Below are 26,649 nucleotides of genomic sequence, written 5' to 3'. Positions count from 1 at the left end.
GCGGGCGTACGATGGCGTCCATGCCCGAGCTCAGCCACGGCCGACGCATGCTGGTGCTCGCGATCTGCTGCATGAGCCTGCTGATCGTGAGCCTGGACAACACGGTCCTCAACGTCGCCCTGCCCGCCCTGCAGAGGGAGTTCCGCGCGAGCACCTCCGGTCTGCAGTGGGCCATCGACGCCTACACGCTCGTCCTGGCCTCGCTGCTGATGCTCGCGGGCTCCACCGCCGACCGGATCGGCCGCAAGCGGGTCTTCATGGCCGGCCTGGTGGTCTTCACCCTGGGCTCGCTGCTGTGCTCGCTGGCGCCGGACCTGTCGTCGCTGGTGGTGTTCCGGATGGTGCAGGCGGTGGGCGGCTCGATGCTCAACCCCGTCGCCATGTCGATCATCACCAACACCTTCACCGGCCGGCGCGAGAGGGCCCGCGCGATCGGGGTCTGGGGCGCGGTCGTCGGCATCTCGATGGCCGCGGGTCCCCTGATCGGGGGCCTGCTGGTGGAGTCGGTCGGCTGGCGTGCCATCTTCTGGATCAACCTGCCCGTGGGTCTGGCCGCCCTGCTGCTCACCTGGCGCCTCGTCCCGGAGTCCCGCGCGCCCGGGGCCCGCCGTGCGGACCCGGTCGGCCAGCTCCTGGTGATCGTCCTCTTCGGCTCCCTCACCTACGCGATCATCGAGGCCCCGCACGCCGCCCTCCCGGTGATCGCCCCCTTCGCCGCCGTGGCGCTGCTCGCCCTGCTCACCCTGCTGTGGTACGAGCCCCGTCGCCGCGAACCCCTCGTCGACCTGCGCTTCTTCCGCTCCGCTCCGTTCAGCGGGGCCACGGTGATCGCGGTCGGCGCGTTCGCGGCGCTCGGCGGCTTCCTGTTCCTGTCCACGCTGTACCTGCAGAACGTGCGGGGCCTGAGCGCCCTGGAGGCGGGACTGTGGATGCTCCCGATGGCCGTCCCGACCTTCCTGTGCGCCCCGCTCTCCGGCCGGCTGGTCGGCAGCCGGGGCCCGCGCCTGCCGCTGCTGATCGCCGGCGGCGCGATGACGGCCAGTGGGCTGCTCTTCGCCCTCTTCGAGGCCGAGACGTCCGACACCACCCTCTTCCTCGGCTACGTGCTCTTCGGCATCGGCTTCGGCTTCGTCAACGCCCCGATCACCCACACCGCCGTCTCCGGCATGCCGACCGAGCGGGCCGGGGTGGCCTCGGCGGTCGCGTCCACCAGCCGCCAGCTGGGCCAGACGCTGGGCGTGGCGGTGGTCGGCGCGGTGCTCGCGGCCGGCGTCGGCTCGTCGTCGTACGCGGACGCCTTCGTGCCGGCGGCACGGCCCGGCTGGTGGATCCTGGCCGGGTGCGGCCTGGTGGTCCTCCTGGTGGGCGCGCTGACCTCGGGCCGCTGGGCCCGCCGGACCGCGGAGCGGACCGCCGGGAGCCTCCGGTCCGCGGAGATCGCCCGGCCCGCCGGAACGAACGCGTGATCGGTCCGGCGGGAGCAGCGGACCACGACGACACCGCCGGCGCGTGCGCGGCGGCGAACACTCCCGGCACGTCAGCCCTGCCGCCGTCCCCTCCCGCGCCCGCCGACGGTCCCGCGGGGACCGTACCGCGAGCCGCCGGGGAGTGGAACCGCCTTTCCCGGCACGCCTGTTGACGCCGTTCCTGGTACACACTCCTTGTCGTGCCCGATCGGGGGCAGGAGAACAGCGACAGCCGTCGCGGAGGCCGGAGGAGTCATGCCGCAGATCGACACGAGCAAGGTGAGCCGCTGGGACCTGCACGGCCGCGAACACGTCGTACGGGTCCGGCGCACCGGTGTGCAGCGCACGATCAGATGTGACACGTGCGGCTGGCGCAGGGGCGCACAGTTCCTGCCGTGGCTCAAGGCGCAGGAGCATCTCGCCGAGGCCCACCAGGCGACGGTGGATCCCGCGGCGGCGTGAGCGGGCGGCGGGAACGCGATGCGTGCGGCTCCACCCCGCCGGTTCGACACGCGCGAAAGCCCCCGGCACGGGACCGCTGAGGGGTCCCGTACCGGGGGCCGACGTGCCCGGCGCGCGCCGGTCGGGAGCTAGGCGCCGATCAGCCGCGAGGCCAGGTAGCCCTCGATCTGGTCCAGCGAGACGCGCTCCTGCTTCATCGTGTCGCGCTCGCGCACGGTCACCGCGTTGTCGTCCAGCGTGTCGAAGTCGACGGTCACGCAGAACGGCGTACCGATCTCGTCCTGGCGGCGGTAGCGGCGGCCGATGGCGCCCGCGTCGTCGAACTCGATGTTCCAGTTCTGCCGCAGCGCCTGCGCCAGGCCCTTGGCCTTCGGCGACAGTTCGGGGTTGCGGGACAGCGGGAGCACCGCGACCTTCACCGGGGCGAGGCGGTGGTCGAGCCGCAGCACGGTCCGCTTCTCCATCTTGCCCTTGGCGTTGGGCGCCTCGTCCTCGACGTAGGCGTCGAGGAGGAAGGCGAGCATGGCCCGGCCGACACCGGCCGCCGGCTCGATGACGTACGGCGTCCAGCGCTCGCCGGCCTCCTGGTCGAAGTAGGAGAGGTCCTGGCCGGAGGCCTTGGCGTGGGCGCCGAGGTCGTAGTCGGTGCGGTTGGCGACGCCCTCCAGCTCGCCCCACTCGCTGCCGCCGAACGAGAAGCGGTATTCGATGTCGGCGGTGCGCTTGGAGTAGTGGGAGAGCTTCTCCTTGGGGTGCTCGTACCACCGCATGTTCTCCTCGCGCATGCCGAGGCCGGTGTACCAGTTCCAGCGCTGCTCCATCCAGTACTCCTGCCACGCCTCGTCCTCGCCCGGCTTGACGAAGAACTCCATCTCCATCTGCTCGAACTCGCGGGTGCGGAAGATGAAGTTGCCGGGCGTGATCTCGTTGCGGAAGGACTTGCCCATCTGGGCGATGCCGAACGGCGGCTTGCGACGCGAAGTGGTCTGCACCTGGGCGAAGTTGGTGAAGATGCCCTGGGCGGTCTCGGGACGCAGGTAGGCGACGGAGCCGGAGTCCTGCGTCGGGCCGAGGTGGGTGGAGAGCAGGCCGGAGAACTGCTTGGGCTCGGTGAAGGTGCCCTTGTTGCCGCAGTTGGGGCAGTTGAGGTCGGCGAGGCCGCCCGTGGGGGCGTGGCCCTTCTTCTCCTCGTACGCCTCCTCCAGGTGGTCCGCGCGGAACCGCTTGTGGCAGGAGGTGCACTCGGTCAGCGGGTCCGTGAAGGTGGCGACGTGGCCGGAGGCCACCCACACCTCGGGGGCCAGGATGACGGACGAGTCGATGCCGACCACGTCCTCGCGCGACGTCACCATGTAGCGCCACCACTGGCGCTTGAGGTTCTCCTTGAGCTCGACACCCAGCGGCCCGTAGTCCCAGGCGGCACGCTGGCCGCCGTAGATCTCACTGCAGGGGAATACGAAGCCACGGCGCTTGCTCAGGCTGACGATGGTGTCGATCTTGTCGGCGGCCACGGTGCTCTCTTCATTACGACGACGGGCGACGGAGCGAGATGCTTCCAGCGAATGCCTCAGGTTACCGGCGCGAGCTGCCCCTCGACCAAATCGGTGTCCGCTCCGGGCCTCTCACGTGCTTTGTTGACAACGGTTTCCATATTTGTTGAAAATGAGTGTCATGAACGTACGACGACACCACATATCCGCGGCCGCGGTGGCCGCGGTCACCGCCCTCGGCCTCGGCACGCTCTCCGCCTGCTCCTCCGACAGCGCCGCGGCGGGCGGCACCGACAAGTTCGACGTCGTCGCGTCGTTCTACCCGATGGCGTTCCTCGCCGAGCAGATCGGCGGCGAGCACGTCAACGTCACCAGCCTCACCGAGCCCGGCCAGGAGCCGCACGACCTGGAGATCAGCGCCAAGCAGACCGCGCAGCTCCAGGAGTCCGACGCGGCGCTCTACCTCAAGGGCCTGCAGCCCTCCGTCGACGAGGCCATCGGCCAGTCCGAGGTCAGGACGAAGATCGACGCGGCCACCCTGACCACGCTCGAGGAGCACGGCGCCGAGGCCGGCGGCCACGCGGACGAGCACGCCGAGGAGGAGCACGCCGAAGAAGGCCACGCCGAGGAGGAGCACGGCCACGAGGGCGGGGAAGAGGGGCACAGCCACGAGACGGAGGACGGCAAGGACCCCCACGTCTGGCTCGATCCCGTCAAGTACGCCGAGGTCGCCGAGGGCGTCGGCAAGGCCCTCGAGAAGGCCGACCCGGACCACGCCGCCGACTACAGGAAGAACACCGCGGCCCTGGTCGGGAAGCTGAACGAGCTGGACACCACGTTCGAGACCGGCCTGAAGGACACGAGGACCGACGTCTTCATCACCACGCACGCCGCCTTCGGCTACCTCGCCGAGCGCTACGGCCTGACCGAGGAGGCCATCAGCGGTCTGGACCCCGAGTCCGAGCCCAGCGCCGCCCGCGTGAAGGAACTTGAGAAGATGGCCAAGGCCGACGGCGTCACCACCGTGTTCTACGAGACGCTCGTCAGCGACAAGACCGCCAAGACCCTCGCCGGCGACGCGGGACTGGAGACGGACGTCCTCGACCCGGTCGAGGGCATCACCGGCAAGTCCCGCGGCGACGACTACTTCCAGGTCATGGAGGCCAACCTCAAGGCCCTGCAGACGGCTCTGGGAGCCAAGTGAGCGACCATCGGAGGACGGCATGACCGAGCCCGTCATATCCCTGCGCGGCGTCCGCGCCGAACTGGGCTCGCGCCCCGTCCTGCGCGGCATCGACCTCACCGTGCACCGCGGTGAGGTCGTCGCGCTGCTCGGCGCCAACGGTTCCGGCAAGTCGACGGCCGTGCGCAGCGTCATCGGCCAGGTGCCGGTCAGCGCCGGCGGGATCGAGCTGTTCGGCACCCCGCAGCGCCGGTTCCGCCACTGGGCGCGCGTGGGGTACGTACCGCAGCGCACCACCGCCGCGGGCGGCGTCCCGGCCACGGTGAGCGAGGTCGTCTCCTCCGGCCGCCTGGCCCGCACCCGCTTCGGCGTCTTCCGCAAGGCCGACCGCGAGGCCGTACGCCACGCCCTGGACCTGGTCGGCATGGCGGACCGCGCCGGGGACTCCGTCGACGCCCTCTCCGGCGGCCAGCACCAGCGGGTGCTGATCGCCCGGGCGCTCGCCGCCGCACCCGAACTGCTGATCATGGACGAGCCGATGGCGGGCGTCGACCTGGCCAGCCAGGAGGTCCTCGCCGACACGCTGCGGCACCAGGTCGCCGAGGGCGCCACCGTCCTGCTCGTCCTGCACGAACTGGGCCCCCTGGAGCCCCTGATCGACCGGGCGGTGGTGCTCCGCGACGGCTGCGTCCTGCACGACGGCCCGCCCCCGAAGGCCGTCGGCCAGCACGCCCTGCCCGGCCACGACCACGTACACCCGCACGCACCGGCGGGCACCGAACCGATCCGCACGGGACTGCTCAGCTGATGGAGATCCTCGACTACGCCTTCATGCAGCGGGCGCTGCTCGCCGCCGTCCTGGTCGGCGTCACCGCCCCCGCCGTCGGCATCTACCTCGTGCAGCGCCGCCAGGCCCTGATGGGCGACGGCATCGGCCACGTCGCCATGACCGGCGTCGGCCTGGGCTTCCTGCTCTCCTGGTCCCCGGTGTGGATGGCGACGCTGGTCTCCGTCCTCGGCGCCCTGTTCATGGAACTGGTCCGCTGGTACGCCAGGACCCGCGGCGACATCGCCCTGGCGATGCTGTTCTACGGCGGCATGGCGGGCGGCGTGATGTTCGTCAACCTCGCCCCCGGCGGTTCCACCACGAACCTCTCCTCGTTCCTCTTCGGCTCCCTGTCCACGGTCTCCGAGTCCGACGTGACGGCCATCTGCCTGCTGGCCGCGTTGGTCGTCCTGATCACCGTCGGTCTGCGCCGGCAGTTGTTCGCGGTCAGCCAGGACGAGGAGTTCGCCCGGGTGACGGGCCTGCCGGTGCGGTTCCTGAACCTGCTGATCGCGGTCACGGCGGCGGTGACGGTCTCGGTCGCGATGCGCGTGGTCGGCCTGCTGCTGGTGAGCGCGCTCATGGTGGTGCCCGTCGCGGCCGCCCAGCAGCTCACCCGCAGCTTCGCCGCCACCTTCGCCGTCGCCGTCGCCATCGGGGTGAGCGTGACCATCGGCGGCACGGTCACCTCGTACTACCAGGACGTGCCGCCCGGCGCGACGATCGTGCTGCTGACGATCGGCGCGTTCATCGCGCTCACCGTGCTGGCCACCCCGCTGGCCCGCCGCCGCGCCCGGGCCCTGGCCGCCGCACAGCCCGGCGGCGATCCCGCCGAGTGCGCGATTCCGGCCAGCCGCACGGACCGCGGCGAGGTCGGCGCCTGACCGGTCTCAGCCCGGGCTGGCACAATGGCCCGGGCAGAGGCCAGATGTGAGGAGGCATTCCCGTGACGACCGCAGGACCGCCCGTGAAGGGCCGCTCCACCCGGCAGCGTGCCGCCGTGTCGGCGTGCCTTCAGGAGGTCGACGAGTTCCGCAGCGCGCAGGAACTGCACGACATGCTCAAGCACAAGGGCGACTCGGTCGGGCTCACCACGGTCTACCGCACCCTGCAGTCCCTCGCCGACGCCGGCGAGGTCGACGTCCTGCGCACCGCCGACGGCGAGTCCGTCTACCGCCGCTGCTCCACCGGCGACCACCACCACCACCTGGTCTGCCGCAACTGCGGCAAGGCGGTCGAGGTGGAGGGCCCGGCCGTGGAGAAGTGGGCCGAGGCCATCGCCGCCGAGCACGGCTACGTCAACGTGGCGCACACGGTCGAGATCTTCGGCACCTGCGCGGAGTGCGCGGCGGCCTAGCGGCGCGGCCCGTCCGCCCGCACGGCGCCGCGGACGCCCCGGTGTTCCCGCCCCCGGTGGACCACGGGCGGGGACACCGACACGCGGCCCCGGCGTCAGCCCTCGGGCTGTCCGCCCTCCATCGCCAGCAGTTCCTCGTTCGGGACGGCCCCGCCGAAGCGGCGGTCGCGGGAGGCGAATTCGAGACAGGCCCGCCACAGGTCACGCCGGTCGAAGTCCGGCCACAGCACGTCCTGGAACACCAGCTCCGCGTACGCGCTCTGCCACAGCAGGTAGTTGGACGTGCGCTGCTCACCGCTCGGCCGCAGGAACATGTCCACGTCCGGCATGTCCGGGTAGTACATGTACTTCTGCAGCGTCTTCTCGTTGACCTTGGACGGGTCGAGCCGGCCGGCCCGCACGTCCTCCGCGAGCGCCTGCGCGGCGTCGGCGATCTCCGCCCGTCCGCCGTAGTTCATGCAGAAGTACAGCGTCAGCCGGTCGTTGTCCTTCGTCTGCTCCTGGGCGATCTGGAGCTCCCTGGCCACCGACTTCCACAGCTTGGGCATCCGCCCGACCCACCGCACCCGGATCCCCAGCTCGTCGAGCTGGTCCCGGGTCCTGCGGATGAAGTCACGGTTGAAGTTCATCAGGAAGCGCACCTCGTCCGGCGAGCGCTTCCAGTTCTCGGTGGAGAAGGCGTACAGGGAGATCGCGCCGACACCGATCTCGACCCCGCCCTGCAGCACGTCCAGCACCCGCTCGGCCCCGACCTTGTGGCCCTCGGTGCGCGGCAGCCCGCGCTCCTTCGCCCACCGGCCGTTGCCGTCCATGACGATCGCCACATGGTTGGGGACCAGCTCCCCGGGGAGCTTGGGGGGCCGCGCGCCGGAGGGGTGCGGTTCCGGCGTCCTGTACTCCCGGCGCTGACGCCCCAGGAACCCGCGTACCACCATGTGCTTCTCGTCTCCTTCGGCTGTTGGTCTGTGGCTTACTTCTCGACGTACCGCAGCGAACGCAGCCCGCGTTCCAGGTGCCAGTGCAGGTAGGCGGACACCAGCCCGCTCCCCTCCCGGACGTGGCGCGCCTCGCACGCGTCCGCGGTCTCCCAGTCTCCCGTGAGCAGCGCTCCGAGGAGTGCCAGGGCCTGCGGCGAGGGTACGACGCTGCCGGGCACCCGGCAGTCGGCGCAGACGGAACCGCCCGACGCGACCGAGAAGAACCGGTTCGGGCCGGGCATCCCGCACTTCGCGCAGTCGGTGAACGTGGGCGCGTACCCGTTGACGGCGAGGGAGCGCAGCAGGAACGCGTCGAGGACGAGATGCGGCGCGTGCTCGCCCCGGGCGAGGGTCCGCAGGGCCCCGACCAGCAGCAGGTACTGCTGCACCGCCGGCTCCCCCTCGTGGTCGGTGAACCGCTCGGCCGTCTCCAGCATGGCCGTCCCGGCGGTGTAGCGCGCGTAGTCGGTGACGATGGCGCCGCCGTACGGCGCGATCGTCTCGCTCTGCGTGCACAACGGCAGACCGCGGCCGACCAGTTCGCTCCCCTTGGAGAAGAACTGCACGTCCACGTGCGAGAACGGTTCGAGGCGCGCACCGAACCTGGACTTCGTCCGGCGCACGCCCCTGGCCACGGCGCGTACCCGCCCGTGACCGCGTGTGAGCAGGGTGATGATCCGGTCCGCCTCACCCAGTTTCTGGGTGCGCAGCACGATGCCGTCGTCGCGGAACAGGCTCATGGCACCCATTGTCGCCTACGCTTCGCCGCCCGCCTTCAGGGCACCTCACCGCGGCTGCGGGCGTTGGCGTAGGCCGTCGCCGCGCTCAGCCGCTCGGCGGGCGTCGCGCGCCGGACGACCCCGGGATCGGCGTCCCACTCCCTGCCGCCGCCGTACGGCCTCAGCTGGACGTAGGGCCCCTCATGCCCCATGACGATGCCGATCCGCTCGGTCCTGGTGTCCATGACGTACGCACCGACGGGCGGCTTCATCGCGCCACCGCCGCCGCGATCCGCCGCGCGGTCCCCGCGGGGCACCGCCCCGGTTCGATGAGCGGACAGGGCGCCTCCCGCGCAAGACTCACCGGGTCCGGCCCCGGTGACGGCAGGGAAATTCCGGCCTTCGCGAGTGTCGCCCGCAATTCCTTCACCACTTCCTCCGTTTCTTCGACGCGGAGCGCCGAGTACCGTGCCTTCACGGTGATCCCCGCGCTTTTCCGGTTTCACTCTTCGCGTCCCCGGAATGCCGTGTCCGGCCTATACTCGGCAGGATCTTCTGCCCTGCAAGTGCGGTTCGGAACATGAGGGTTGGCCGTGGCCAATGGTTCGCGTCAGCCGGCGTGGGAATTTTTCGGCGCGGAGCCGGAACGGCGGCGGGAGGGTGCGAGGTTCACGCAGGTGGAGCCGGGTGCGCGGCTGTTCGTGTCCGGCGGCTGCGCCGGTCGGCTCGAACAGGCCATTCGCAGGCCCCAATTGGACGTGGCTCAGCGGATTGACGATGCGCCGCAAACCGACGGCGCTTTCGAGTGGCCACGCGGGAAGCCGATTGACGAGGGGCGGTATGCGGATTACTTCGTGAGGGCGGCCGAACCGGAGTCGGTCACGCCGGCGTGAACCCATTCGCGTCGGCCGAGTACACCGAGGACGAGGTGTCCGGCCGAATGGAGCGTCAGTGCGTCCCCGGAGATGCGGCGGAAAGCCTTTTCCGGCCTCGGCTCGAGTAGGTCAGGTGCAGGGTGAGGACGGCCGGGGAGTCGCTCGCGGTCCTCCTCGCCCGCGGCTCGCCCCCGGCCCGCGGGGAACGGCTCCGGTGGCGTGGGCCTGCCCGGACGGTACGGACGCTCCCGCCCGTGCGGCGTCGGTACGGCGCCCGCGCACCGGGGCCGACGTCGGCCACGGCTTCCGCACCGCCTCCCGCTGGGTGGACTTGGCGGCCGACGTCCTCGCCTTCTGCGCCACCCACACCGGCCCGACACCACCGGCGAAGGACACCCGGGCACGTGCGCGGCCGGGTGTGCGGGCTGCCGGCGAAGCGCCGCTCGCGAGGTGACGGAAGCGGGCGGGCGGCCCGGCGGCGACCGGTGGGGGGCCGGGGGTGCTTCGAGAAACCGTGAACACTTCGGCTCCGAGTGTTCACGGACCGCTCAGGTCGGACATGTCGAGGACGAAGCGGTGGCGGACGTCGTTGCGGTGCAATCGGTCGAGTGCCTCGTTCACCCGTGCCGAGGCGAGCAGTTCGATGTCGGCGGTGAGGGCGTGCTCGGCGCAGAATTCCAGCATGGCGGCGGTCGCGGGCCTGCCGCCGCTGCCCGCGGAGCTGAGCTTCTTGCGCCCCACCAGCAGGTCCATGGTCTCCACGGTGACGGGTCCGATGTGTCCGACCTGGCTGAGCGTGCCGTCCATGGCGACCAGGCGCAGGTACGGGCCGAGGTCGTGCGGGACCGAGATGGTGTCGATGACGACGTCGAACCGGTCACGGGCGGCGGTCATCCGGTCCGGGTCCGTGGAGACGACGAAGCCGTGGGCACCGAGTCGGCGTGCGTCGTCGGCCTTGTCGGGTGAGCGGCTGATGACCGAGGTGTCGGCTCCCAGCGCCACGGCGAACTTGACCGCGAGGTGGCCCAGGCCGCCCAGTCCCGCCACGGCGACACGGGTCCGCGGTCCCACGCCCAGGGTGTGCAGCGGTTCCCAGACGGTGACCCCGGCGCAGAGCAGCGGAGCGGCGGCGGCCGGGTCCAGGGCGGCGGGGAGCGGGTAGGCGAATCCTTCGCGGACGACGTACTCACGGGAGTAGCCCCCGAGGGTGGTCGATCCGTCGTGCCGGTCGACGCCGCCGTAGGTCAGGGTGGGGAAGGCGTGGCAGAAGTTCTCCTGACCGGCGTCGCACATGGGGCACTCGCCGCACGAGTCGACGATGTTGCCGACCGCGACGGCGTCGCCGACGGAGAAACGGGTGACCGCGGGGCCCTTCTCGGTGACCACGCCGGTGAACTCGTGGCCCGGCACCAAGGGGCGGCCCGCCTCGGGGTCGTGGCCGGCGACGGCGCGCAGGTCGGTGTGGCAGACGCCGCAGTAGTCGACCCGGACCGCTATGTCGTCGGGGCGCAGATCGCGCCGCTCCAGGGGTGCGCGCCGCAGCTCCCCCGTGGTGCCGTCCGCCTGCCAGCCGGTTGTCGTCCGCACAGTGCCTCTCCTTAAACAGACTGTTCTGTCTGCTTCACGGTAGGCGTACCCGGGCCGCAAAGCAAACCAACTGTTCTGGTTGGTAGCGTGCCGGGTATGGCAGACCAACCCCTGACCTCGCGCGGAGCGGCGACGTACCAGCGCATCCTGGACGTGGCGACCCGGGAGTTCGCCGAGCACGGGATCGCCGGCGCCCGCGTCGAGCGGATCGTGGCCGCCGCACGCACGAACAAGGCGCAGCTCTATGCCTACTTCGGGAACAAGGAAGGGCTCTTCGACGCCATCTTCCTCGGGTCCCTGGACCGGATCGTGGACGTCGTCCCGATCGACGCCGCCGACCTCGCGGACTGGGCCGTACGCCTCTACGACGAGTATCTCCGCCGCCCCGACCTCATCCGGTTGGCCACCTGGGCGCGGCTGGAGCGCCGCCCGGCCGGCCACCTGGTGGAGAACCACGGCAGCCGCCACGACGGCAAGCTGCGCGCCATCGCCGACGCCCAGGCCGCCGGCCTGGTGCGGCAGGGGGACCCGTTCGACGTGATGGCCCTCGTCATCGCCATGTCCATGGCCTGGTCGCCGGTCAGTAACGTCTACGCGGCGACCGCCCAGGAGCCCGCGGAAGCGCACGAGCAGCGCCGCGCCCTGCTCCGCGAGAGCGTGCGCCGCGCCATGGCGGCCGGCTGAGCCGCCCGGCGTGAGCACCGCGGCGGGGGGACGCCTTTCCCCGCCCCGGGGTACTCCCCGGAGGAACACGGCCGTTGCCCGGGTGCGGGCCGGGGCGTGATGCCGCGGGGCTCATGAGCACGTCACCGGCCACGCGCAACCGGCCACGCGCAGCCTCGCCCTCACGGCCGTACCCCCGGCCCTCCTCGCCGACGGCAACGCCTGCGGCGACCGCGCGGTCCTCCGCTTCCCGCCACCGGCGAACGCCCCGCCCGGGACGTGCGCTGCCGCCGGAAGGCCGGTTCGCCGGCCCTCCGGGGCGCGGGGGCCGGTGTCCTCGGCGCGGCGGCCAACCGCAGGCCGAGGCCGACGAGGGTCCAGCCGAGGCGGTCGAGGCAGGCGCCGGCGGCGACCTCCGGGCCATTCGTCCGACCGGACGATGAACTGACGATGACGCCGTCGGCGTGACGTTCCGCCCCGGTCGCAACCGGGGCGGGTGCGGCCGGCCTCCTGTCCTGCGGAACCGACACTGCTTGGTGAGGAGACCGACATGACCGCGACCGCTTTCGAGTACGGCCCGAATCATGCCCTCGCCGGCCCCCACCCCCGCGGGGCCGGCCCGGACTCCGTCCGGTGGCCCCCGGCGGAAGGGCAGCGGGACGGCGACTACCTGCTGCCGCCGCCGCACCCGGCCGAACGGATCGACATCGCCATCGACCCGCGCGACCGCCGCCGTCTGGACCTGCACGCCGCCCTGACCGCCGCCGGCATCCCGCCCCGCCCGGAGGACCGCGAGGCCATCGAGAGCCTGAGCGCGCTGTCCGGCAGCATCAACACCACCATCCAGCGCTGGCTCAGCCACTCCCTGTGAGCCGGCCGGCTCACGGCCACCCCGGTGCCACCGGCCCCGGTTCGTACGCCACGATCACCGGCCGGGCCCGGTCCCGCGCCCCGTCGAACGGCCTCCCGCATGAGGGGCGCACGGCAGGACGGCCGTACCGGATACCTGGTTCCGAGAACTTGGACAGGCTTCGCCCCGGCGCCGACCGCATCCACGTGGTTCTCCGCCCGGGCCCCTCGGCCACCCCACGGGCCCGGCCCGTGACGGAGGCTTCCGGCCGGCCTTCGGACAACGCGGCCGCTCCCGCTCCCGATCCGGGGCGTGCGGTCAGGACGGGGTTCGTGCCGCTGCCAGCAGGCGGGTCACGTCGTCCGAGCAGATGGTGAGGGCAGCGCCCACGGTGGCCAGGGCGTCGCGTTCGGCGGGGGTGTAGGGGCCGTCGGCCAGGGCGATGCGGGCGCCCTGCAGGAGGATCGACTCACGGCCCGGGGCGGCGAGGTGCGGGGCCAGCGGGTCCAGGGCCTCGTGCAGCTCGATGGCCAGACCCGCCACGCAGGGTTCGCCGGTGTAGCGGCCGGTGTCCGCCTCCAGCGCCTCCACGAGCGCGGCCAGCTGCTCCTGCGTGCAGTCGTCGAAGCCGGCGGCACGCACCCCGGCCGCGGCGGTCTCCAGGGACGCGCGGGAACAGGTGCCGCCCGCGGCCAGCACCGCGAGGGCGACGGTGTGCACGGCGTCGCGGAGCATCGCGGAGAAGCGGGTGGTGGTGGGATGGTCCAGGACGTCGGTGCCGAAGTGGCGGCGGCAGGCCGCGCATTCGACGACGGGTCCGGTCGCGCCGCGCGGCAGCACCGGCACGCCGAACAGGGCGAAGCGGCGGTGTCCGGTCAGCCGCTGGTAGTTGCGGTCGCCGCCGCAGCCGGGGCAGAAGAACTCCCCGTCGCCGACAGGCGTCCACGAGGTGCGGGTGCCCAGCAGGCGCGACAGTCTGGCGACAGCGGCACGGCCGTCGGGTCCCCGTCCTGGCAGCACGTCGCACCTCCGTAACACCGCAGCATCATCGCCGCGCTTGCGTGATGTTAGCCACATCCATGAGGCGGAGTCAGTACCCCGGACGAGACCTTTCCGTGACCCGCACGCACAGATGGCCGGTATACGACGGGGCCCCGCCCGCCGTTTTCCGGCGAGCGGGGCCTCAAACCGCCGATTCGGCTGGTCAGCGCGCCGCGCGGTTGACGGCCGAGACGACCGCCTTCAGCGAGGCCCGCGTGGTGTTCGCGTCGATTCCGATGCCCCACAGCACCTTGTCGCCGATGGCGCACTCGATGTACGAGGCGGCCTGCGCGGAGGCGCCCTCGCTCATCGTGTGCTCCTGGTAGTCGAGCAGGCGTACGTCGACGCCGACGTCCTGCAGCGCGTGGAAGAACGCCGAGATCGGTCCGTTGCCGGTGCCGACCAGGGTGGTCTCCACGCCGTCGACCGTGGCCTCGACGGTGAGGGTGTCCGTGCCGTCGCGGTCGGTGGTGGTCTGGCCGTTCGCGACCTGGATGCGGCCCCAGGGGTTCTCCGGGTTGGGCAGGTACTCGTCCCGGAAGACCGCCCAGATGTCGGCCGGGGTGATCTCGCCGCCCTCGGCGTCCGTCTTCGCCTGGATGATCCTCGAGAACTCGATCTGCATCCGGCGCGGCAGGTCCAGCTTGTGGTCGTTCTTCAGGACGTAGGCGATGCCGCCCTTGCCGGACTGCGAGTTGACGCGGATGACGGCCTCGTAGGAGCGGCCGACGTCCTTGGGGTCGATGGGCAGGTACGGGACCGCCCACTCGATGTCGTCCACGGTGACTCCGCGGGCGGCCGCGTCGGCCTCCATGGCGTCGAAGCCCTTCTTGATGGCGTCCTGGTGGGAGCCGGAGAAGGACGTGTAGACCAGGTCGCCCACGTACGGGTGGCGCGGGTGGACCTCCATCTGGTTGCAGTACTCCCACGTACGGCGGATCTCGTCGATGTCGGAGAAGTCGATCTGCGGGTCGACCCCCTGCGAGAACAGGTTCATGCCCAGGGTGACCAGGTCGACGTTGCCGGTGCGCTCGCCCTGCCCGAACAGGCAGCCCTCGACGCGGTCGGCGCCGGCCATCAGCGCCAGCTCGGCGGCGGCGACGGCGGTGCCGCGGTCGTTGTGCGGGTGGACCGACAGGCAGACGTGCTCGCGGCGGGACAGGTGACGGCCCATCCACTCGAAGCGGTCGGCGTGGGTGGAGGGGGTGGAGCGCTCGACGGTGGCGGGCAGGTTGAGGATGATCTCGCGGCCCGGGCCGGGCTGGTAGACGTCCATCACCGCCTCGCAGACCTCCAGCGCGAAGTCCAGCTCCGTGTCGGTGAAGATCTCCGGGCTGTACTGGTAGCCGAACTCCGTCTCCGGGCCCAGCAGCTTCTCGGCGTACTCCATGACCAGACGGGTGCCGTCGACGGCGATCTGCCTGATGTCGTCCCTGGAGCCGCGGAAGACGACCCGGCGGAAGACCGGGGCGGTGGCGTTGTACAGGTGGACGGTGGCGCGCCTGGCGCCCTTCAGGGACTCCACCGTGCGCTCGATCAGGTCCTCACGGGCCTGGGTCAGTACGGAGATGGTGACGTCGTCCGGGATGGCGTCCGGGTCCTCGACGATGGAGCGGACGAAGTCGAAGTCGGTCTGGCCGGAGGCCGGGAAGCCGACCTCGATCTCCTTGTAGCCCATCGTGACCAGCAGGTCGAACATCGCGCGCTTGCGGGCCGGCGACATGGGGTCGATCAGGGCCTGGTTGCCGTCGCGCAGGTCGGTGGAGAGCCAGCGGGGAGCGGTGGTGATCCGCTGCTGCGGCCAGGTGCGGTCGGGGAGGTCGACCTGCTCGTAGCGGCCGTACTTGTGGATCGGCATAGGGCTGGGCTGCTGGCGGTTCGCCATGATGCGGGGGCTCCTCGGTGGTCCGCGGGGTGTCCGAAGGGACGGCCGACGGCGCAACGCCAGACTCCGCGGGGAGGGGGTCGGCCTCTACTGGGGACCCTCGCCGCGGCAGCTAAGGAGGAGCAGCCCGATACGCATGATGCTCCGCAGCATAACCGAGTCGCCCGTCGTGCGAGGGTCCGTATCAGTATGCGGGACCGGCGGGAGGAACCGGGCGAAAAGTGCCGTATACCACTTCACGGGGGGACGGGAGGCGGACTGGCGGGAGAGTTCCCCCATCATGGTTGCGGGTGGTGACAGGCGCGTCACACGGTGCGAAGGTGCCGGACATGACCGCCAACGGGGGCTTCGAGCCCGTCTTCTGCACGATCGTCCCGCCGCATGTCCTCGACCGGCTCGCGCAGGCCGGGGACCCCGCGCTCGCCGGACCCGCGCGCCGCACCCTCCAGCGCGACGCCTACGAGCGCACCCGGCGCCGTCTGACCACGGTGATCGGTGCCGCGGCCGCAGCCCGGCCCGCCGGGACCGGGCCCGGCACACCGCACCGCACCGTGTACGACGCCCGGCACGGCACCGAGCTGCCCGGGGACACGGTGCGCGGCGAGGGCGCCCCGCCCGGCAAGGACGCCTCCGTCAACCGTGCCTACGCCGGCCTGGGGGCCACGTTCGAGCTGTTCCTCGAGGTGTACGCCCGCGACTCCATCGACGGCGACGGGCTGCCGCTGGACGCGACCGTGCACTACGACCGGGACTACAACAACGCCTTCTGGAACGGCGAGCAGATGGTCTTCGGTGACGGGGACGGGGAGATCTTCCTCGACTTCACCCTCCCCATCGACGTCATCGGGCACGAACTCGCGCACGGCGTCACGCAGTACACCGCGAACCTGACGTACTTCGGCCAGCCCGGCGCGCTCAACGAGTCCATGTCGGACGTCTTCGGCGCGCTGATCAAGCAGTACTCGCTCGGCCAGACCGCGTCCGAGGCCGACTGGCTGATCGGCGCGGGCCTGCTCGCCCCGCGCGTCACGGGCAAGGCGCTGCGCTCGATGAAGGAGCCGGGCACCGCGTACGACGACGACGTCCTCGGCAAGGACCCGCAGCCGGCGACGATGGACGACTACGTCCGCACCGGCCGCGACAACGGCGGCGTGCACATCAACTCCGGCATCCCGAACCACGCCTTCTACCTGGCGGCCACCACCCTCGGCGGGCACGCCTGGGAGCGGGCGGGGCAGGTCTGGTACGACGTCCTCACCGGCGGCGAGCTGGAGCAGGACGCGCTGTTCGCGGACTTCGCGGGCCTGACGGTGAAGGCGGCCCGCGCCCGGTACGGCGAGGGCGAGGAACTGCAGGCGGTGACCAAGGCGTGGGAGCGGGTGGGGGTGCGGACGCCGTAGTTCCGTACTAGACACGGACCCATGCGCATTCAGGTCACACGCACCGGTGGTTTCGCGGGCATCGAGCGGCGGGCCGAGGTGGACACCTCGGACCGCGCCGACGCCCGTGAGTGGCACGCCCTGGCCGAGCGGGCCGTCGCCGCCGGCCGGGGCACACCGCCGCCCGGGGTGCCGGACGGCTTCGGCTACCGGATCACGGTGGACGGGAAGTCGGTGTACTGCGCGGACCCCCGGCTGACGGAGGAACAGCGGGAACTGATCCGCAGGGTGCTGGGGGAAGGCGCGTGACCCGGTCGCCGGGCAGGGGCGCCGGCTTCGTTCACGGCCGGTGCGGAGGGATCAGAACCCCAGGCGGCGCAACTGCTTCGGGTCACGCTGCCAGTCCTTGGCGACCTTCACATGGAGGTCCAGGAAGACCGGGGTGCCGAGGAGCGCCTCGATCTGCTTGCGGGACTTGATGCCGACGTCCTTCAGGCGCTTGCCCTTGGGGCCGATGACGATGCCCTTCTGGCTGGGGCGCTCGATGAACAGGTTGGCGTGGATGTCGAGCAGGGGCTTGTCGGCGGGGCGGTCCTCGCGCGGGAGCATCTCCTCGACGACCACGGCGATGGAGTGCGGGAGCTCGTCGCGTACGCCCTCCAGGGCGGCCTCGCGGATCAGTTCCGCGACCATGACCTGTTCGGGCTCGTCGGTGAGGTCGCCCTCGGGGTAGAGGGCGGGGCCCTCGGGCATGAGCGGGATCAGGAGGTCGGCCAGCAGGTCGACCTGCTTGTTCGCGGTCGCCGAGACCGGGACGATCTCCGCCCAGGTGATGCCCAGTTCCCGGCCCAGCTGGTCGACGGCGATCAGCTGTTCGGCCAGGGCCTTGCCGTCCACCAGGTCGGTCTTGGTGACGATCGCGACCTTCGGGGTCCTCTTGATCCCGGCGAGCTCCTTGGCGATGAAGCGGTCGCCGGGGCCGATCTTCTGGTCGGCGGGGAGGCAGAAACCGATCGCGTCGACCTCCGCCCAGGTGGCGCGGACCACGTCGTTCAGCCGCTCGCCGAGCAGGGTGCGCGGCTTGTGCAGGCCGGGGGTGTCCACCAGGATCAGCTGCGCGTCCGGGCGGTGCACGATCCCGCGCACGGTGTGCCGGGTCGTCTGCGGCCGGTTGGAGGTGATCGCCACCTTCTGCCCGACCAGAGCGTTCGTGAGGGTGGACTTGCCCGCGTTGGGACGGCCCACGAAGCAGGCGAAACCGGCCCTGTGGTCCTCCGCAGCCCTGAAGGCGCGGGAGCTGCCCCCCTCGTCGGCAGGCTGCTCGGATGACTGCGTACGAACACTCATGCCGCCCATTGTCCCTGATCGCCGGAGCACCGCCGTACCACCGGCCGGAACGACGGACCGGCCGGGGCCGGGCACCCGCGGGGGCCCGGCCCCGGCCGGCCGTCCGGCGGGTCGTCCACCGGTGTCGGTCACCTGTCCGTACCGCCCGCCCCTGCGGCCCGGATCAGTCGAAGACGAACGGGCCCGGTGCCTGCGGGCCGGTCGCCCTGCAGGTGATGGTGATGAAGCCGAACGCGGTCACCTTCAGCGAACCGCCGTACGCCTCCAGGCTGTCGCCGGCGGCCACGGTCCCGGTGAGCGGGCCGACCTCGAGGGCGTCGCCGGTCGCCATGGCCGGGTTCCTGGTGCCCTTGAAGACGGTGGTGCCGCCGCCGGCCTTCACCATGGTGAGCTGCGAGACCAGTGAGTCCTTGCCCAGGGCGACGGGCGCGGTGACCGCGGAGGTGGTGAGGGTGACGGTGGCGGACGTGCCGTTCTGAGTGGCCGTGAGGGTGGCCTCGCCGCCGCCGTAGCTGCCGCAGTCGGCGGTGACCGTCGCCGATCCGGGGGCGACGGCGGCGGCGGTGGGGGCGAAGGCCAGCCCGCAGACCGCGAGAGCACCTGCCACCAGGGACGCACCTGTTCCGATCCGGTTGCCTCTCATGGGATTCCGGCTCCCTTTCGTGGGGGGGGGATTCCGTGGGGGAACTGCTCGGCAGAAGGGGTCCGGACCCGCTGTGCCACGCCGGCTGACGTCACGTCAGGTCCGGCGTTTCCATTGATGCGCGGGAGGCAGCGTGCGACAAGGTGTGATTCCGGCCTATTTACCGACGGTAACAAGGGGTGGTGCGGCGGGCCCTCAGCCCGCGGTGAGGGTCTCCCGGACCACCCCGTCCGGGCCGGCCACCAGCACCGGGGTGCCGGGGCCGCCGAGATCGCGCACGGCCGCGCGGTCCCCGGCCGACGCCGACTCCGCCTCCGTCACCACCGCCGCCGCCTCCAGCGACTTCGCGCCGGAGGCCACGGCCATCGCCACCGCCGTCCGCAGGGCACTGAGCTTCAGGGAGTCCAGGGCCACGGTCCCGGCGACGTAGGTGCGTCCGGTCTCGTCCCGTACGGCCGCCCCCTCGGGCACGCCGTTGCGGGCCCGCGCGGAACGGGCCAGGGTGACGATCTTGCGGTCCTCGGGGTCGAGCGCGCTGCTGTCGGTCATGCACCTGAGCATAAAGGCCGTTCAGGGCCGGTCGAGGCGGAGGCGGTCGGCCCGCGGCAGGCCGGCCACCACCAGGTCGTAGGAGTCCTCGACCAGCTCCCGGACCAGGCGGTCCGGGAGGCCGCCGTCCGCCGTCACCGTGTTCCAGTGGCGCTTGTTCATGTGGTGGCCGGGGACGATCAGGCCCGGGTGGCCGGCGCGGAGCCGGATCGCGTCCTCCGGGTCGCACTTGAGGTTGACCGTGAGGGGCCTGGCGTCCAGGTTCGTCAGGGCGAACAGCTTGCCCCGGACCTTGAAGACCGAGGTCTCCGGGTTGAACGGGAAGTCCTCCGCGGCCGCGTTGAAGGACAGGCACAGGGCGCGCAGCTGCCGCGGGGTCACTCGGGGTCCGCCTCCCGCACTCCGGGCGGGTCCGCCGGGGACACCGGCTCCACCAGCACGGTGACGATCTTGTTGCGGCGGCCGGCCGCGGCCTCCGCGGTCAGCCGCAGCTCGCGGGTGTCGGGGAGCGCGACGAGGGACGAGGCACCCGCGATCGGTACCCGGCCCAGGTGCTTGGCGAGCAGCCCGCCGACGGTCTCCACGTCCTCGTCGTCGAACTCCTCCAGGCCGTACAGCTCGCCGAGGTCGCCGATGTCGAGGCGGGCGGTGACCCGGTAGCGCTCCTCGCCCAGCTCCTCCACCGGCGGCAGCTCACGGTCGTACTCGTCGGTGATCTCGCCGACGATCTCCTCGAGGATGTCCTCGATGGTGACGATGCCCGCGGTGCCGCCGTACTCGTCGACGGCGACGGCGACGTGGTTGCGTTCCTTCTGCATCTCGCGCAGCAGATCGCCGGCGTTCTTGGTGTCGGGCACGAAGAAGGCCGGGCGCATCGCCGTGGACACCAGCTCGCTCTCGGCGTCCCGGCTGATGTGCGTCTTGCGGGCCAGGTCCTTGAGGTAGACGATCCCGACGATGTCGTCCTCGCTCTCGCCGGTCACCGGGATCCGGGAGAAACCGGAGCGCAGGGCGAGGGTGAGGGCCTGGCGGATGGTCTTGTACCGCTCGATCACCACCAGGTCGGTGCGCGGGACCATGACCTCGCGCACCAGGGTGTCGCCCAGTTCGAAGACCGAGTGCACCATGCGGCGCTCCTCGTCCTCGATGAGGGACTCCGCCTCCGCGAGGTCGACCAGCGCGCGCAGTTCCGCCTCGGAGGCGAAGGGGCCGTGCCGGAAGCCCTTGCCGGGGGTGAGCGCGTTGCCGATGAGGATGAGCAGCGACGGGATCGGGCCCATGATCCGCGCGAGCGGGACCAGGACGTACGCGGCGGCCGTGGCGGTGTTCAACGGGTGCTGGCGGCCGATGGTGCGCGGGGAGACGCCGACGGCGACGTAGGAGACGAGGACCATGACCGCGATGGCGATCAGCAGCGCCTCCGCCGTCCCGTCGAACTCGCGCAGACAGCCGTGGGTGACCAGCGCCGCGGCGGCCATCTCGCAGGCGACGCGGACCAGCAGCGCCACGTTGAGGTAGCGGGTGGGGTCGGCGGCGATCTGCGCGAGCCGGGTGCTGCCCCGCCGGCCGGAGCGTACGGCCTCGTCGGCGCGGAAGCTGGAGACGCGGGCGATGCCGGCCTCCGCGCAGGCGGCCAGCCAGGCGACGACGACCAGAGCGACCGCGCCGAGGACGAGTTGGGGGCTCATGACACGGTCGGAGCCGGGGAGGGGCCGGTCAGGCCCCTCTCCGCGCGCCAGCCGTCCACGATGGCGGCCTGCAGGCCGAACATCTCGGCCTTCTCGTCCGGTTCCTCGTGGTCGTAGCCGAGCAGGTGCAGCACACCGTGGACGGTGAGCAGCTGGAGCTCCTCATCCATGGTGTGCTGCGTCTCCGCTTCCTCGCCCTGCCGGGCGGCGACCTCGGGGCAGAGCACGATGTCGCCGAGCAGCCCCTGCGGGGGCTCGTCGTCGTCCTTGGACGGCGGCCGCAGCTCGTCCATCGGGAACGACATGACGTCCGTCGGCCCGGGCAGGTCCATCCACTGGATGTGCAGCTGCTCCATGGCTCCGGCGTCCACGACGATCACCGAGAGTTCGGAGAGCGGGTGGATGCGCATCCGCGCGAGCGCGTACCGGGCGATGTCGAGGATCGCCTGCTCGTCGACCTCGGTTCCGGACTCGTTGTTGACGTCGATCGACATCTGGTGCTCGGTCTACTTCCCCTTGTGCCCGGACTTGCCCCGGCCGCCCTTGTGAGCGCCGTTCTGGGTGCCGTGCTGGCTGTCGTACTGCTCGTACGCGTCGACGATACGGCCCACCAGCTTGTGCCGGACGACATCGTGGGACGACAGCCGGGAGAAGTGGACGTCGTCCAGTCCTTCCAGGATGTCCTGCACCTGCCGCAGGCCGGACTTGGTGCCGTCCGGCAGGTCGACCTGCGTCACGTCACCCGTGATCACGATCTTCGAGTCGAAGCCGAGACGGGTGAGGAACATCTTCATCTGCTCGGGGCTGGTGTTCTGGGCCTCGTCCAGGATGATGAAGGCGTCGTTCAGCGTGCGGCCGCGCATGTACGCCAGCGGGGCGACCTCGATCGTGCCCGCCGCCATCAGGCGGGGGATCGAGTCCGGGTCGAGCATGTCGTGCAGCGCGTCGTACAGCGGGCGCAGGTACGGGTCGATCTTCTCGTAGAGCGTGCCGGGCAGGAAGCCGAGCCGCTCCCCCGCCTCGACGGCGGGCCGGGTCAGGATGATGCGGTTGACCTGCTTGGACTGCAGGGCCTGTACCGCCTTGGCCATGGCGAGGTACGTCTTTCCGGTGCCCGCCGGGCCGATGCCGAAGACGATGGTGTGCTTGTCGATCGCGTCCACATAGCGCTTCTGGTTGAGCGTCTTGGGACGGATCGTGCGGCCTCGCGAGGACAGGATGTTCTGCGTGAGCACCTGGGCCGGGGTCTCCTGGCCGTCGCTCTCCCCGTCCTCGCTCGCCTTGAGCATGGCGATCGAGCGTTCCACTGCGTCCTCCGTCATCGGCTGCCCGGTGCGGAGCACCAGCATCATCTCGTCGAACACGCGCGAAATGAGGGCGACCTCCGATGCGTCGCCGACCGCGCTGATCTCGTTGCCCCGGACGTGGATGTCGGCCCCCGGGAAGGCCTTCTCGATGACGCGCAGGAGCGAGTCCCCGGAACCCAGCACGGTCACCATGGGGTGCTGGGCGGGGATGGTCAGCTGCACTCTCGCCTGCCCCTGCGCGGGGGTGTGAGCTGTGGGTGTCTGAGTCATGGGCCGGCGCTGAAGGCCTGCGGTTCCTCCTCGTCACGGCCGCACAGCTGAGGGCGGCCTCGCGACTCCCAGGGTACGACGCGCGGGTGACAACGCCGTAGGCCTTTTCGACGGCCGGTTCCCCGTCCGTCCGAGCCGGGTGGTGGTGGGCGGGGCCCGGGGAACGGGTGCGGGGCCCCGGGAGCGGGGCGCGGGGCAGGCCCCGCTCGTCAGGCCGACCGGCGGAAGCCGATCGTCGGCACCGCCCGCCGCAGCGGCCACGGCCGTACCAGTTCCTCCGTGACCAGGTCCGCCAGGAACCCGTACCGCCGCAGCGCAGCGGGGTCCTGCCCGTCGACGGACTGCACCCTGCGCCACCACGCCGCGATCTCCGTCCAGCCCGGCGCCGACAGCGAACCGCCGAACTCCTGGACGGACAGCGCGGCGGTGAGGCCGGCGAAGGCGAGGCGGTCGGCCAGCGGCCAGCCGGCCAGCGTGCCGGTGACGAACCCCGCGACGAACACGTCCCCCGCGCCGGTCGGGTCCAGCGCCTCGACCTCGATGGCCGGCACCGAGGCGGTCTCCCCCGTACGCCGGTCCACCGCGTACGCGCCCTGCGCGCCCAGGGTGACCACCGCGACCGGGACGTGCTCGGTGAGGGCGTGCGCGGCGGCGCGGGGGCAGTCGGTGCGGGTGTAGCGCATGGCCTCCTCCGCGTTCGGCAGGAACGCCTCGCAGTGCCGCAGGTCGGGCAGCGCGGCCAGATCCCAGGTGCCGGTGTCGTCCCAGCCGACGTCGCCGAAGATCCTCGCCCCCTTGCGCGCGGCCTGGGCGATCCAGGGGGCGCTGTGACCGGGGGTGAGGGAGGCGACGGCGGCCCGTGCGCGGGGCGGGCGGTCGGGGGCCGGTTCCCCGGGGGGCGGTTCGTGGCCGTGGGAGACCATCGTGCGCTCGCCCTCGTAGGCCATGGAGACGGTGACCGGCGAGTGCCAGCCGGGCACGGTGCGCGACGGGGAGAGGTCGATGCCCTCGCCCTGGTGCAGCGTGTCCCAGCAGTACTCGCCGTAGTGGTCGTCGCCGAAGGCCGCCGCGAGGGAGGTGCGCAGGCCCAGGCGGGCCAGCGCGGTGGCCATGTTGGCGACGCCGCCGGGGCTCGACCCCATCCCGCGGGCCCAGGACTCGGTCCCGCGTACCGGGGCGGAGTCGAGCCCGGTGAAGACGATGTCGAGGAAGACGGTGCCGGTGAGATAGACGTCCCAGGGGGGATCGCCCGGTGTGCGCAGGGCGGCGAGGGGATCGATCTGGGGGGAGCAGTTCGGTCCCTGGGTGAGTGCCTTCCGGGTGGACGCCATCACGGTGCGCTCCCTGACGTGGTGCGGATCCAGCCAGTGTGCACCACGCCACGGACGGGCGACCGCCGTCACGCCGGCCCCGCGGACACGAGCGGCTCCGATCGCGGCGGAGGGGGAGGAGGGGGACGGCGGGCGTCTCACCAGCGCGGCACGGCCGGGGTGGTCCAGTCCGGGTCGGCGACGCGCATGGCCGCCGCGTCGTCGCGGTCGCGCAGCGAGCCGTCGTCGTCGAGCCAGCGCCGGTGCAGGAACGCCAGTCGGTCGCGGTCGAGTTCGACGCCGAGGCCGGGCGCGTCGGAGACCCGGACGGCACCGCCCTCGAAGGTGAGGCGTTCGGTGAGGACGTCCTCCGACTGCCAGGGGTAGTGGGAGTCGCAGGCGTGGTGGAGGTCGGGCACGGTGGCCGCCACGTGGGTCATGGCGGCGAGGCTGATCCCGAGGTGGGTGTTGGAGTGCATGGAGACGCCCACGCCGAAGGTGCGGCAGACGGCGGCGAGTTGCTGGGTGTTGCGCAGTCCGCCCCAGTAGTGGTGGTCGCAGAGGACGACCTGGACGGCGCCCCGGGTGAACGCCTCCTCGATCTCGGCGAAGGTCGTGACGCACATGTTGGTGGCGAGGGGGACGCCCGCCCGTCGCCCACCACCGCCCTCGCCCGAGGCGCTGCGCGCCGCCCCCCGCAGGCGGGCGGCGACCTCGGCCATGGCGGGGGTGCCCAGGGCGGGGTCCTCCAGGTATTCGAGGACGTCCCCGAGTTCCTCGGCGACCGTCAGGGAGGTCTCCACGGACCAGGCGCCGTTGGGGTCCAGGCGCAGGGGGTGGCCGGGGAAGGCGGCGGCGAGGGCGCGGACGGCCGCGATCTCCTCGTCGGGCGGGAAGACGCCGCCCTTGAGCTTGAAGGAGGTGAAGCCGTACCGCTCCTTGAAGCGCCGGGCCTGCTCGACGATGCCGGCCGGGTCGACGGCGGCGCCCCAGTCGTCCTGCTCGCAGTCGACGCCCTCCGGGTGGCCGGCCCACTTGTAGAACAGGTAGCCGCTGTACTCGACGGCGTCGCGCACCTTGCCGCCGAGCAGGGCGTGCACGGGCAGGCCGAGGCTCTTGCCGAGGGCGTCGAGGCAGGCGACCTCGAAGCCGGAGAGCACGGACAGGCGGAGCTTGTCGGCGGTCTGCACGCCGCGCAGTCCGCCGACGTCGACCTTCCCGGACACCTGGGAGGCGTCGACGGCGATCTCGCCGGCCTCGGCGAACAGCGCGTTGAGGTCGCCGGCCCGGCGGCCGACGAGCTTGTCCGCGAGCGGCTCGGCCAGGTCCAGGTACTTGGTGTCGCCGTAGGTCTCGCCCAGTCCGACGGTGCCGTCGGCGGTGACCACCTCGATGATCAGGCGGGGGGTGTAGGGCTGGTGGACGCCCTGGGTGTTGAGCAGGGGCGGGTCGGCGACGAGGACCGGCGTCAGCCGGACCTCGGTCACGGTCAGGTCGTGCTTCGGCGTGGTCACAGGGCGGCTCCTACGAGGTCGGGTCCGGCGGTGAGCAGGGTCCTGAGGTCGGCGAGGTCCCGGTCCGAGGGGGCGGTGAGCGGGGCGCGCACGGGGCCGACGGGGCGTCCGCGCAGCCGGGCCGCCGCCTTCACCGGCGACACCGCGCATCCGGGGACGCGCTCGCGCAGTCCGGCGAGCGGGACGTGGAGGTCGCGCAGCAGCTTCTCGACGGTGACGGCGACGACCCGGCGGTCCTCGTCCTCGTCCTCGTCCTCGCCCAGGGAGAAGAACCCGCCGGTGCCGCGGGCGGGGAGGACGGCGCCCGGGCCGGTGGCGAGCCGGGCCCCGAGGCAGGCGCGGAAGCCGTCCTCCAGGCGCCCCGCCACGTCGGCCGCACCGCTCGTTCCCGTTTCGGGACTCACCGTCCTCCATCTCCCCATGTAGACGTCATCCATGTATGAAGATGGAGATTAGATACGCGAACGTGAGTCGTCAATGGTCATGCGCCCTCGGCGTGGAGGGCCAGGGCGACGACCGGCCAGGACGGGCCCGGCGGCCCTTCGCGGGGCGGTGGCGGGAGACCGCCGGGCGAGCCGGGTGGTGCGACACCGCGGCGGGAAGGACCGGACGGTGTTCCGGTGGTGCCCGACGCGCCGGGGCGGCCCGGAAGACGCCGAACCCCCTTCACCGGAGCCCTCCCCCGGCCCACAGGGAGCCGGACGGGGCCCGGTTGCCGGTCAGCGGGGGTCGGTCCGGGGTCCCGCGGCCCCGGTGCACCACCTGACGACGTGGGCCGTGAGGTCACCGACCGAGTGGTCGATCTCCGTTCGGACACCGTCAGGGCCGATGAACAGGGCCTTGAAGGGCCACGGCCCCTCCAGGTGGCCCACGTGCTGCTCCGTGTCGTCGGTCAGCACGGCCGTGCGCCCGCCGTCCAGGGTGACGACCCAGTGGACACCGTCGCCCTCCTGGTCGTGGAAGACCTGCACCCGGGCCGCGTCCAGCCCCGAACCCAGCAGCGCGTCGAGGACGCCGTAGCGATGGGCGGCCTCGCGGAAGTCCCTCCCCGTCACCCTGGTCGCGCCGGGGGGAACGAATGCCGGACGGGTGAGGCCGGACCCGGGGCGGTCGGCGGCGTCCTTCGCGTGCATGCGGATGAAACCCTTCGTCCGATCCCTTCACGGTGAGGGCGGGAGCCCGGAACGGCGATGCGGGACATCGGTCGCCGTGCCTCGAGTATGGACGTACCACGGGGCGGCCGGCAGGCGATCCGTGTGCA

The 26,649-nt window shown here is 71.9% G+C and carries 28 protein-coding genes and 1 pseudogene; 11 read left to right on the top strand and 18 right to left on the bottom strand.

What is annotated here, in order from left to right; genetic code table 11:
* The first annotated feature begins 20 nt into the window (after positions 1-20).
* Positions 21-1,466, top strand: a complete 1,446-nt coding sequence (locus ACF07S_RS05840; RefSeq protein WP_391973512.1) for an MFS transporter — start codon at positions 21-23, stop codon at positions 1,464-1,466.
* Positions 1,467-1,721: 255 nt separating this feature from the next.
* A complete protein-coding gene (locus tag ACF07S_RS05835) occupies positions 1,722-1,928 on the top strand; it encodes a hypothetical protein (protein WP_391962068.1) in 207 nt (68 codons plus the stop codon).
* Positions 1,929-2,056: 128 nt separating this feature from the next.
* Here ACF07S_RS05835 and ACF07S_RS05830 read toward each other — a convergent pair whose 3' ends face one another.
* Positions 2,057-3,439, bottom strand: coding sequence for a glycine--tRNA ligase (locus ACF07S_RS05830; protein ID WP_391962069.1), 1,383 nt, complete (start codon positions 3,437-3,439; stop codon positions 2,057-2,059).
* Between the two features lie 160 nt (positions 3,440-3,599).
* On the opposite strand from ACF07S_RS05830, the gene ACF07S_RS05825 reads away from it, so the two are divergent.
* The 4 genes from ACF07S_RS05825 to ACF07S_RS05810 all read left to right on the top strand — a co-directional run bounded on the left by ACF07S_RS05825 (position 3,600) and on the right by ACF07S_RS05810 (position 6,784).
* Entirely contained in the window at positions 3,600-4,622 is a 1,023-nt protein-coding gene (locus tag ACF07S_RS05825; RefSeq protein ID WP_391973511.1) for a metal ABC transporter substrate-binding protein, read from the top strand.
* Between the two features lie 19 nt (positions 4,623-4,641).
* Positions 4,642-5,409 (top strand): metal ABC transporter ATP-binding protein, encoded by a 768-nt coding sequence (locus tag ACF07S_RS05820; RefSeq protein ID WP_391962071.1) that lies wholly within the window; start codon positions 4,642-4,644, stop codon positions 5,407-5,409.
* Entirely contained in the window at positions 5,409-6,311 is a 903-nt protein-coding gene (locus ACF07S_RS05815; protein ID WP_391962072.1) for a metal ABC transporter permease, read from the top strand. The genes ACF07S_RS05820 and ACF07S_RS05815 overlap by 1 nt, the downstream gene beginning before the upstream one ends.
* Before the next feature lie 62 nt (positions 6,312-6,373).
* The gene (locus tag ACF07S_RS05810) at positions 6,374-6,784 is read left to right on the top strand and encodes a Fur family transcriptional regulator (protein WP_391962073.1); all 411 of its coding nucleotides are present in this window, start codon (positions 6,374-6,376) and stop codon (positions 6,782-6,784) included.
* Positions 6,785-6,879: 95 nt separating this feature from the next.
* On the opposite strand, the gene ACF07S_RS05805 is transcribed toward ACF07S_RS05810, so the two are convergent.
* The 3 genes from ACF07S_RS05805 to ACF07S_RS05795 are packed head-to-tail and all read right to left on the bottom strand — an operon-like array spanning position 6,880 to position 8,752.
* Positions 6,880-7,719, bottom strand: coding sequence for an isoprenyl transferase (locus ACF07S_RS05805; protein WP_391962074.1), 840 nt, complete (start codon positions 7,717-7,719; stop codon positions 6,880-6,882).
* A 35-nt stretch (positions 7,720-7,754) separates the two neighbouring features.
* Entirely contained in the window at positions 7,755-8,501 is a 747-nt protein-coding gene (gene recO, locus ACF07S_RS05800) for a DNA repair protein RecO (protein WP_391962075.1), read from the bottom strand.
* A 35-nt stretch (positions 8,502-8,536) separates the two neighbouring features.
* Positions 8,537-8,752, bottom strand: coding sequence for a hypothetical protein (locus tag ACF07S_RS05795; RefSeq protein ID WP_391962076.1), 216 nt, complete (start codon positions 8,750-8,752; stop codon positions 8,537-8,539).
* 321 nt (positions 8,753-9,073) lie between these two features.
* Here ACF07S_RS05795 and ACF07S_RS05790 point away from each other — a divergent pair, with 321 nt between their 5' ends.
* Positions 9,074-9,373 carry a hypothetical protein gene (locus ACF07S_RS05790; RefSeq protein ID WP_391962077.1) on the top strand — a complete coding sequence of 100 codons (300 nt, stop codon included), beginning with the start codon at positions 9,074-9,076 and terminating at the stop codon, positions 9,371-9,373.
* Positions 9,374-9,892: 519 nt separating this feature from the next.
* Here the strand turns inward: ACF07S_RS05790 and ACF07S_RS05785 are convergent.
* Positions 9,893-10,942 (bottom strand): NAD(P)-dependent alcohol dehydrogenase, encoded by a 1,050-nt coding sequence (locus tag ACF07S_RS05785; RefSeq protein ID WP_391973510.1) that lies wholly within the window; start codon positions 10,940-10,942, stop codon positions 9,893-9,895.
* Between the two features lie 96 nt (positions 10,943-11,038).
* Between ACF07S_RS05785 and ACF07S_RS05780 the strand changes: the two genes are divergently transcribed.
* Together ACF07S_RS05780 and ACF07S_RS05775 are read left to right on the top strand one after the other, a co-directional pair.
* Positions 11,039-11,626 carry a TetR family transcriptional regulator gene (locus ACF07S_RS05780; RefSeq protein WP_391962079.1) on the top strand — a complete coding sequence of 196 codons (588 nt, stop codon included), beginning with the start codon at positions 11,039-11,041 and terminating at the stop codon, positions 11,624-11,626.
* Between the two features lie 529 nt (positions 11,627-12,155).
* Positions 12,156-12,476: a hypothetical protein gene (locus ACF07S_RS05775; RefSeq protein WP_391973509.1), complete on the top strand. Its 321-nt coding sequence runs from the start codon at positions 12,156-12,158 to the stop codon at positions 12,474-12,476.
* Between the two features lie 297 nt (positions 12,477-12,773).
* Here the strand turns inward: ACF07S_RS05775 and ACF07S_RS05770 are convergent, their stop codons facing one another.
* Together ACF07S_RS05770 and leuA are read right to left on the bottom strand one after the other, a co-directional pair.
* Positions 12,774-13,475, bottom strand: coding sequence for a TerB family tellurite resistance protein (locus ACF07S_RS05770; RefSeq protein ID WP_391962081.1), 702 nt, complete (start codon positions 13,473-13,475; stop codon positions 12,774-12,776).
* A gap of 184 nt (positions 13,476-13,659) precedes the next feature.
* Positions 13,660-15,381, bottom strand: a complete 1,722-nt coding sequence (leuA, locus tag ACF07S_RS05765; RefSeq protein WP_391962082.1) for a 2-isopropylmalate synthase — start codon at positions 15,379-15,381, stop codon at positions 13,660-13,662.
* 329 nt (positions 15,382-15,710) lie between these two features.
* Between leuA and ACF07S_RS05760 the strand changes: the two genes are divergently transcribed.
* Positions 15,711-16,781: a M4 family metallopeptidase gene (locus ACF07S_RS05760; RefSeq protein WP_391962083.1), complete on the top strand. Its 1,071-nt coding sequence runs from the start codon at positions 15,711-15,713 to the stop codon at positions 16,779-16,781.
* A 21-nt stretch (positions 16,782-16,802) separates the two neighbouring features.
* Positions 16,803-17,069, top strand: coding sequence for a protealysin inhibitor emfourin (locus ACF07S_RS05755; RefSeq protein ID WP_391962084.1), 267 nt, complete (start codon positions 16,803-16,805; stop codon positions 17,067-17,069).
* Between the two features lie 51 nt (positions 17,070-17,120).
* Here the strand turns inward: ACF07S_RS05755 and era are convergent, their stop codons facing one another.
* The 11 genes and pseudogenes from era to ACF07S_RS05700 form a co-directional block, all read right to left on the bottom strand.
* Entirely contained in the window at positions 17,121-18,107 is a 987-nt protein-coding gene (era, locus tag ACF07S_RS05750; RefSeq protein ID WP_391962085.1) for a GTPase Era, read from the bottom strand.
* 163 nt (positions 18,108-18,270) lie between these two features.
* Entirely contained in the window at positions 18,271-18,750 is a 480-nt protein-coding gene (locus tag ACF07S_RS05745; protein WP_391962086.1) for a hypothetical protein, read from the bottom strand.
* Positions 18,751-18,945: 195 nt separating this feature from the next.
* The gene (locus ACF07S_RS05740; RefSeq protein WP_391962087.1) at positions 18,946-19,299 is read right to left on the bottom strand and encodes a cytidine deaminase; all 354 of its coding nucleotides are present in this window, start codon (positions 19,297-19,299) and stop codon (positions 18,946-18,948) included.
* Positions 19,300-19,320: 21 nt separating this feature from the next.
* Positions 19,321-19,680: an MmcQ/YjbR family DNA-binding protein gene (locus ACF07S_RS05735; RefSeq protein WP_391962088.1), complete on the bottom strand. Its 360-nt coding sequence runs from the start codon at positions 19,678-19,680 to the stop codon at positions 19,321-19,323.
* Positions 19,677-20,987, bottom strand: a complete 1,311-nt coding sequence (locus ACF07S_RS05730; RefSeq protein WP_391962089.1) for a hemolysin family protein — start codon at positions 20,985-20,987, stop codon at positions 19,677-19,679. The genes ACF07S_RS05735 and ACF07S_RS05730 overlap by 4 nt, the downstream gene beginning before the upstream one ends.
* Positions 20,984-21,481, bottom strand: a complete 498-nt coding sequence (gene ybeY / locus ACF07S_RS05725) for an rRNA maturation RNase YbeY (protein WP_391962090.1) — start codon at positions 21,479-21,481, stop codon at positions 20,984-20,986. Before ybeY ends, ACF07S_RS05730 begins: the two co-directional genes overlap by 4 nt.
* Positions 21,482-21,493: 12 nt before the next feature.
* Positions 21,494-22,564: a PhoH family protein gene (locus tag ACF07S_RS05720; RefSeq protein WP_391962091.1), complete on the bottom strand. Its 1,071-nt coding sequence runs from the start codon at positions 22,562-22,564 to the stop codon at positions 21,494-21,496.
* Between the two features lie 209 nt (positions 22,565-22,773).
* A complete protein-coding gene (locus ACF07S_RS05715; protein WP_391962092.1) occupies positions 22,774-23,895 on the bottom strand; it encodes a carbohydrate kinase family protein in 1,122 nt (373 codons plus the stop codon).
* 137 nt (positions 23,896-24,032) lie between these two features.
* The gene (locus tag ACF07S_RS05710; RefSeq protein WP_391973508.1) at positions 24,033-25,388 is read right to left on the bottom strand and encodes a glucarate dehydratase family protein; all 1,356 of its coding nucleotides are present in this window, start codon (positions 25,386-25,388) and stop codon (positions 24,033-24,035) included.
* Positions 25,385-25,603 (bottom strand): annotated as a pseudogene (locus ACF07S_RS05705) (5-dehydro-4-deoxyglucarate dehydratase); the annotation flags it as partial. The gene ACF07S_RS05710 and the pseudogene ACF07S_RS05705, both read right to left, overlap by 4 nt.
* A 504-nt stretch (positions 25,604-26,107) precedes the next feature.
* On the bottom strand, positions 26,108-26,521 hold the full coding sequence (locus tag ACF07S_RS05700) for a hypothetical protein (RefSeq protein WP_391973507.1): 414 nt from the start codon (positions 26,519-26,521) through the stop codon (positions 26,108-26,110).
* Positions 26,522-26,649 lie beyond the last annotated feature (128 nt).

Origin of the sequence: Streptomyces sp. NPDC016640 (assembly GCF_043076215.1) — a bacterium.
In the GTDB taxonomy this organism is placed as follows: Bacteria; Actinomycetota; Actinomycetes; order Streptomycetales; family Streptomycetaceae; genus Streptomyces.
Note: the sequence above shows the minus strand (reverse complement) of the source record. Positions and strands in the feature narration are given on the sequence as shown.

Bases quoted from the DNA above. Each gene is read 5' to 3' on its own strand.
- ACF07S_RS05795 (WP_391962076.1), bottom strand. From the start codon at position 8,752: ATGAAGCCGCCCGTCGGTGCGTACGTCATGGACACCAGGACCGAGCGG.
- recO (WP_391962075.1), bottom strand. From the start codon at position 8,501: ATGAGCCTGTTCCGCGACGACGGCATCGTGCTGCGCACCCAGAAACTG.
- ACF07S_RS05840 (WP_391973512.1), top strand. From the start codon at position 21: ATGCCCGAGCTCAGCCACGGCCGACGCATGCTGGTGCTCGCGATCTGC.
- ACF07S_RS05730 (WP_391962089.1), bottom strand. From the start codon at position 20,987: ATGAGCCCCCAACTCGTCCTCGGCGCGGTCGCTCTGGTCGTCGTCGCC.
- ACF07S_RS05755 (WP_391962084.1), top strand. From the start codon at position 16,803: ATGCGCATTCAGGTCACACGCACCGGTGGTTTCGCGGGCATCGAGCGG.
- ACF07S_RS05815 (WP_391962072.1), top strand. From the start codon at position 5,409: ATGGAGATCCTCGACTACGCCTTCATGCAGCGGGCGCTGCTCGCCGCC.
- era (WP_391962085.1), bottom strand. From the start codon at position 18,107: ATGAGTGTTCGTACGCAGTCATCCGAGCAGCCTGCCGACGAGGGGGGC.
- ACF07S_RS05825 (WP_391973511.1), top strand. From the start codon at position 3,600: ATGAACGTACGACGACACCACATATCCGCGGCCGCGGTGGCCGCGGTC.
- ACF07S_RS05700 (WP_391973507.1), bottom strand. From the start codon at position 26,521: ATGCACGCGAAGGACGCCGCCGACCGCCCCGGGTCCGGCCTCACCCGT.
- leuA (WP_391962082.1), bottom strand. From the start codon at position 15,381: ATGGCGAACCGCCAGCAGCCCAGCCCTATGCCGATCCACAAGTACGGC.
- ACF07S_RS05720 (WP_391962091.1), bottom strand. From the start codon at position 22,564: ATGACTCAGACACCCACAGCTCACACCCCCGCGCAGGGGCAGGCGAGA.
- ACF07S_RS05715 (WP_391962092.1), bottom strand. From the start codon at position 23,895: ATGGCGTCCACCCGGAAGGCACTCACCCAGGGACCGAACTGCTCCCCC.
- ybeY (WP_391962090.1), bottom strand. From the start codon at position 21,481: ATGTCGATCGACGTCAACAACGAGTCCGGAACCGAGGTCGACGAGCAG.
- ACF07S_RS05740 (WP_391962087.1), bottom strand. From the start codon at position 19,299: ATGACCGACAGCAGCGCGCTCGACCCCGAGGACCGCAAGATCGTCACC.
- ACF07S_RS05760 (WP_391962083.1), top strand. From the start codon at position 15,711: ATGACCGCCAACGGGGGCTTCGAGCCCGTCTTCTGCACGATCGTCCCG.
- ACF07S_RS05745 (WP_391962086.1), bottom strand. From the start codon at position 18,750: ATGAGAGGCAACCGGATCGGAACAGGTGCGTCCCTGGTGGCAGGTGCT.
- ACF07S_RS05820 (WP_391962071.1), top strand. From the start codon at position 4,642: ATGACCGAGCCCGTCATATCCCTGCGCGGCGTCCGCGCCGAACTGGGC.
- ACF07S_RS05805 (WP_391962074.1), bottom strand. From the start codon at position 7,719: ATGGTGGTACGCGGGTTCCTGGGGCGTCAGCGCCGGGAGTACAGGACG.
- ACF07S_RS05780 (WP_391962079.1), top strand. From the start codon at position 11,039: ATGGCAGACCAACCCCTGACCTCGCGCGGAGCGGCGACGTACCAGCGC.
- ACF07S_RS05835 (WP_391962068.1), top strand. From the start codon at position 1,722: ATGCCGCAGATCGACACGAGCAAGGTGAGCCGCTGGGACCTGCACGGC.
- ACF07S_RS05775 (WP_391973509.1), top strand. From the start codon at position 12,156: ATGACCGCGACCGCTTTCGAGTACGGCCCGAATCATGCCCTCGCCGGC.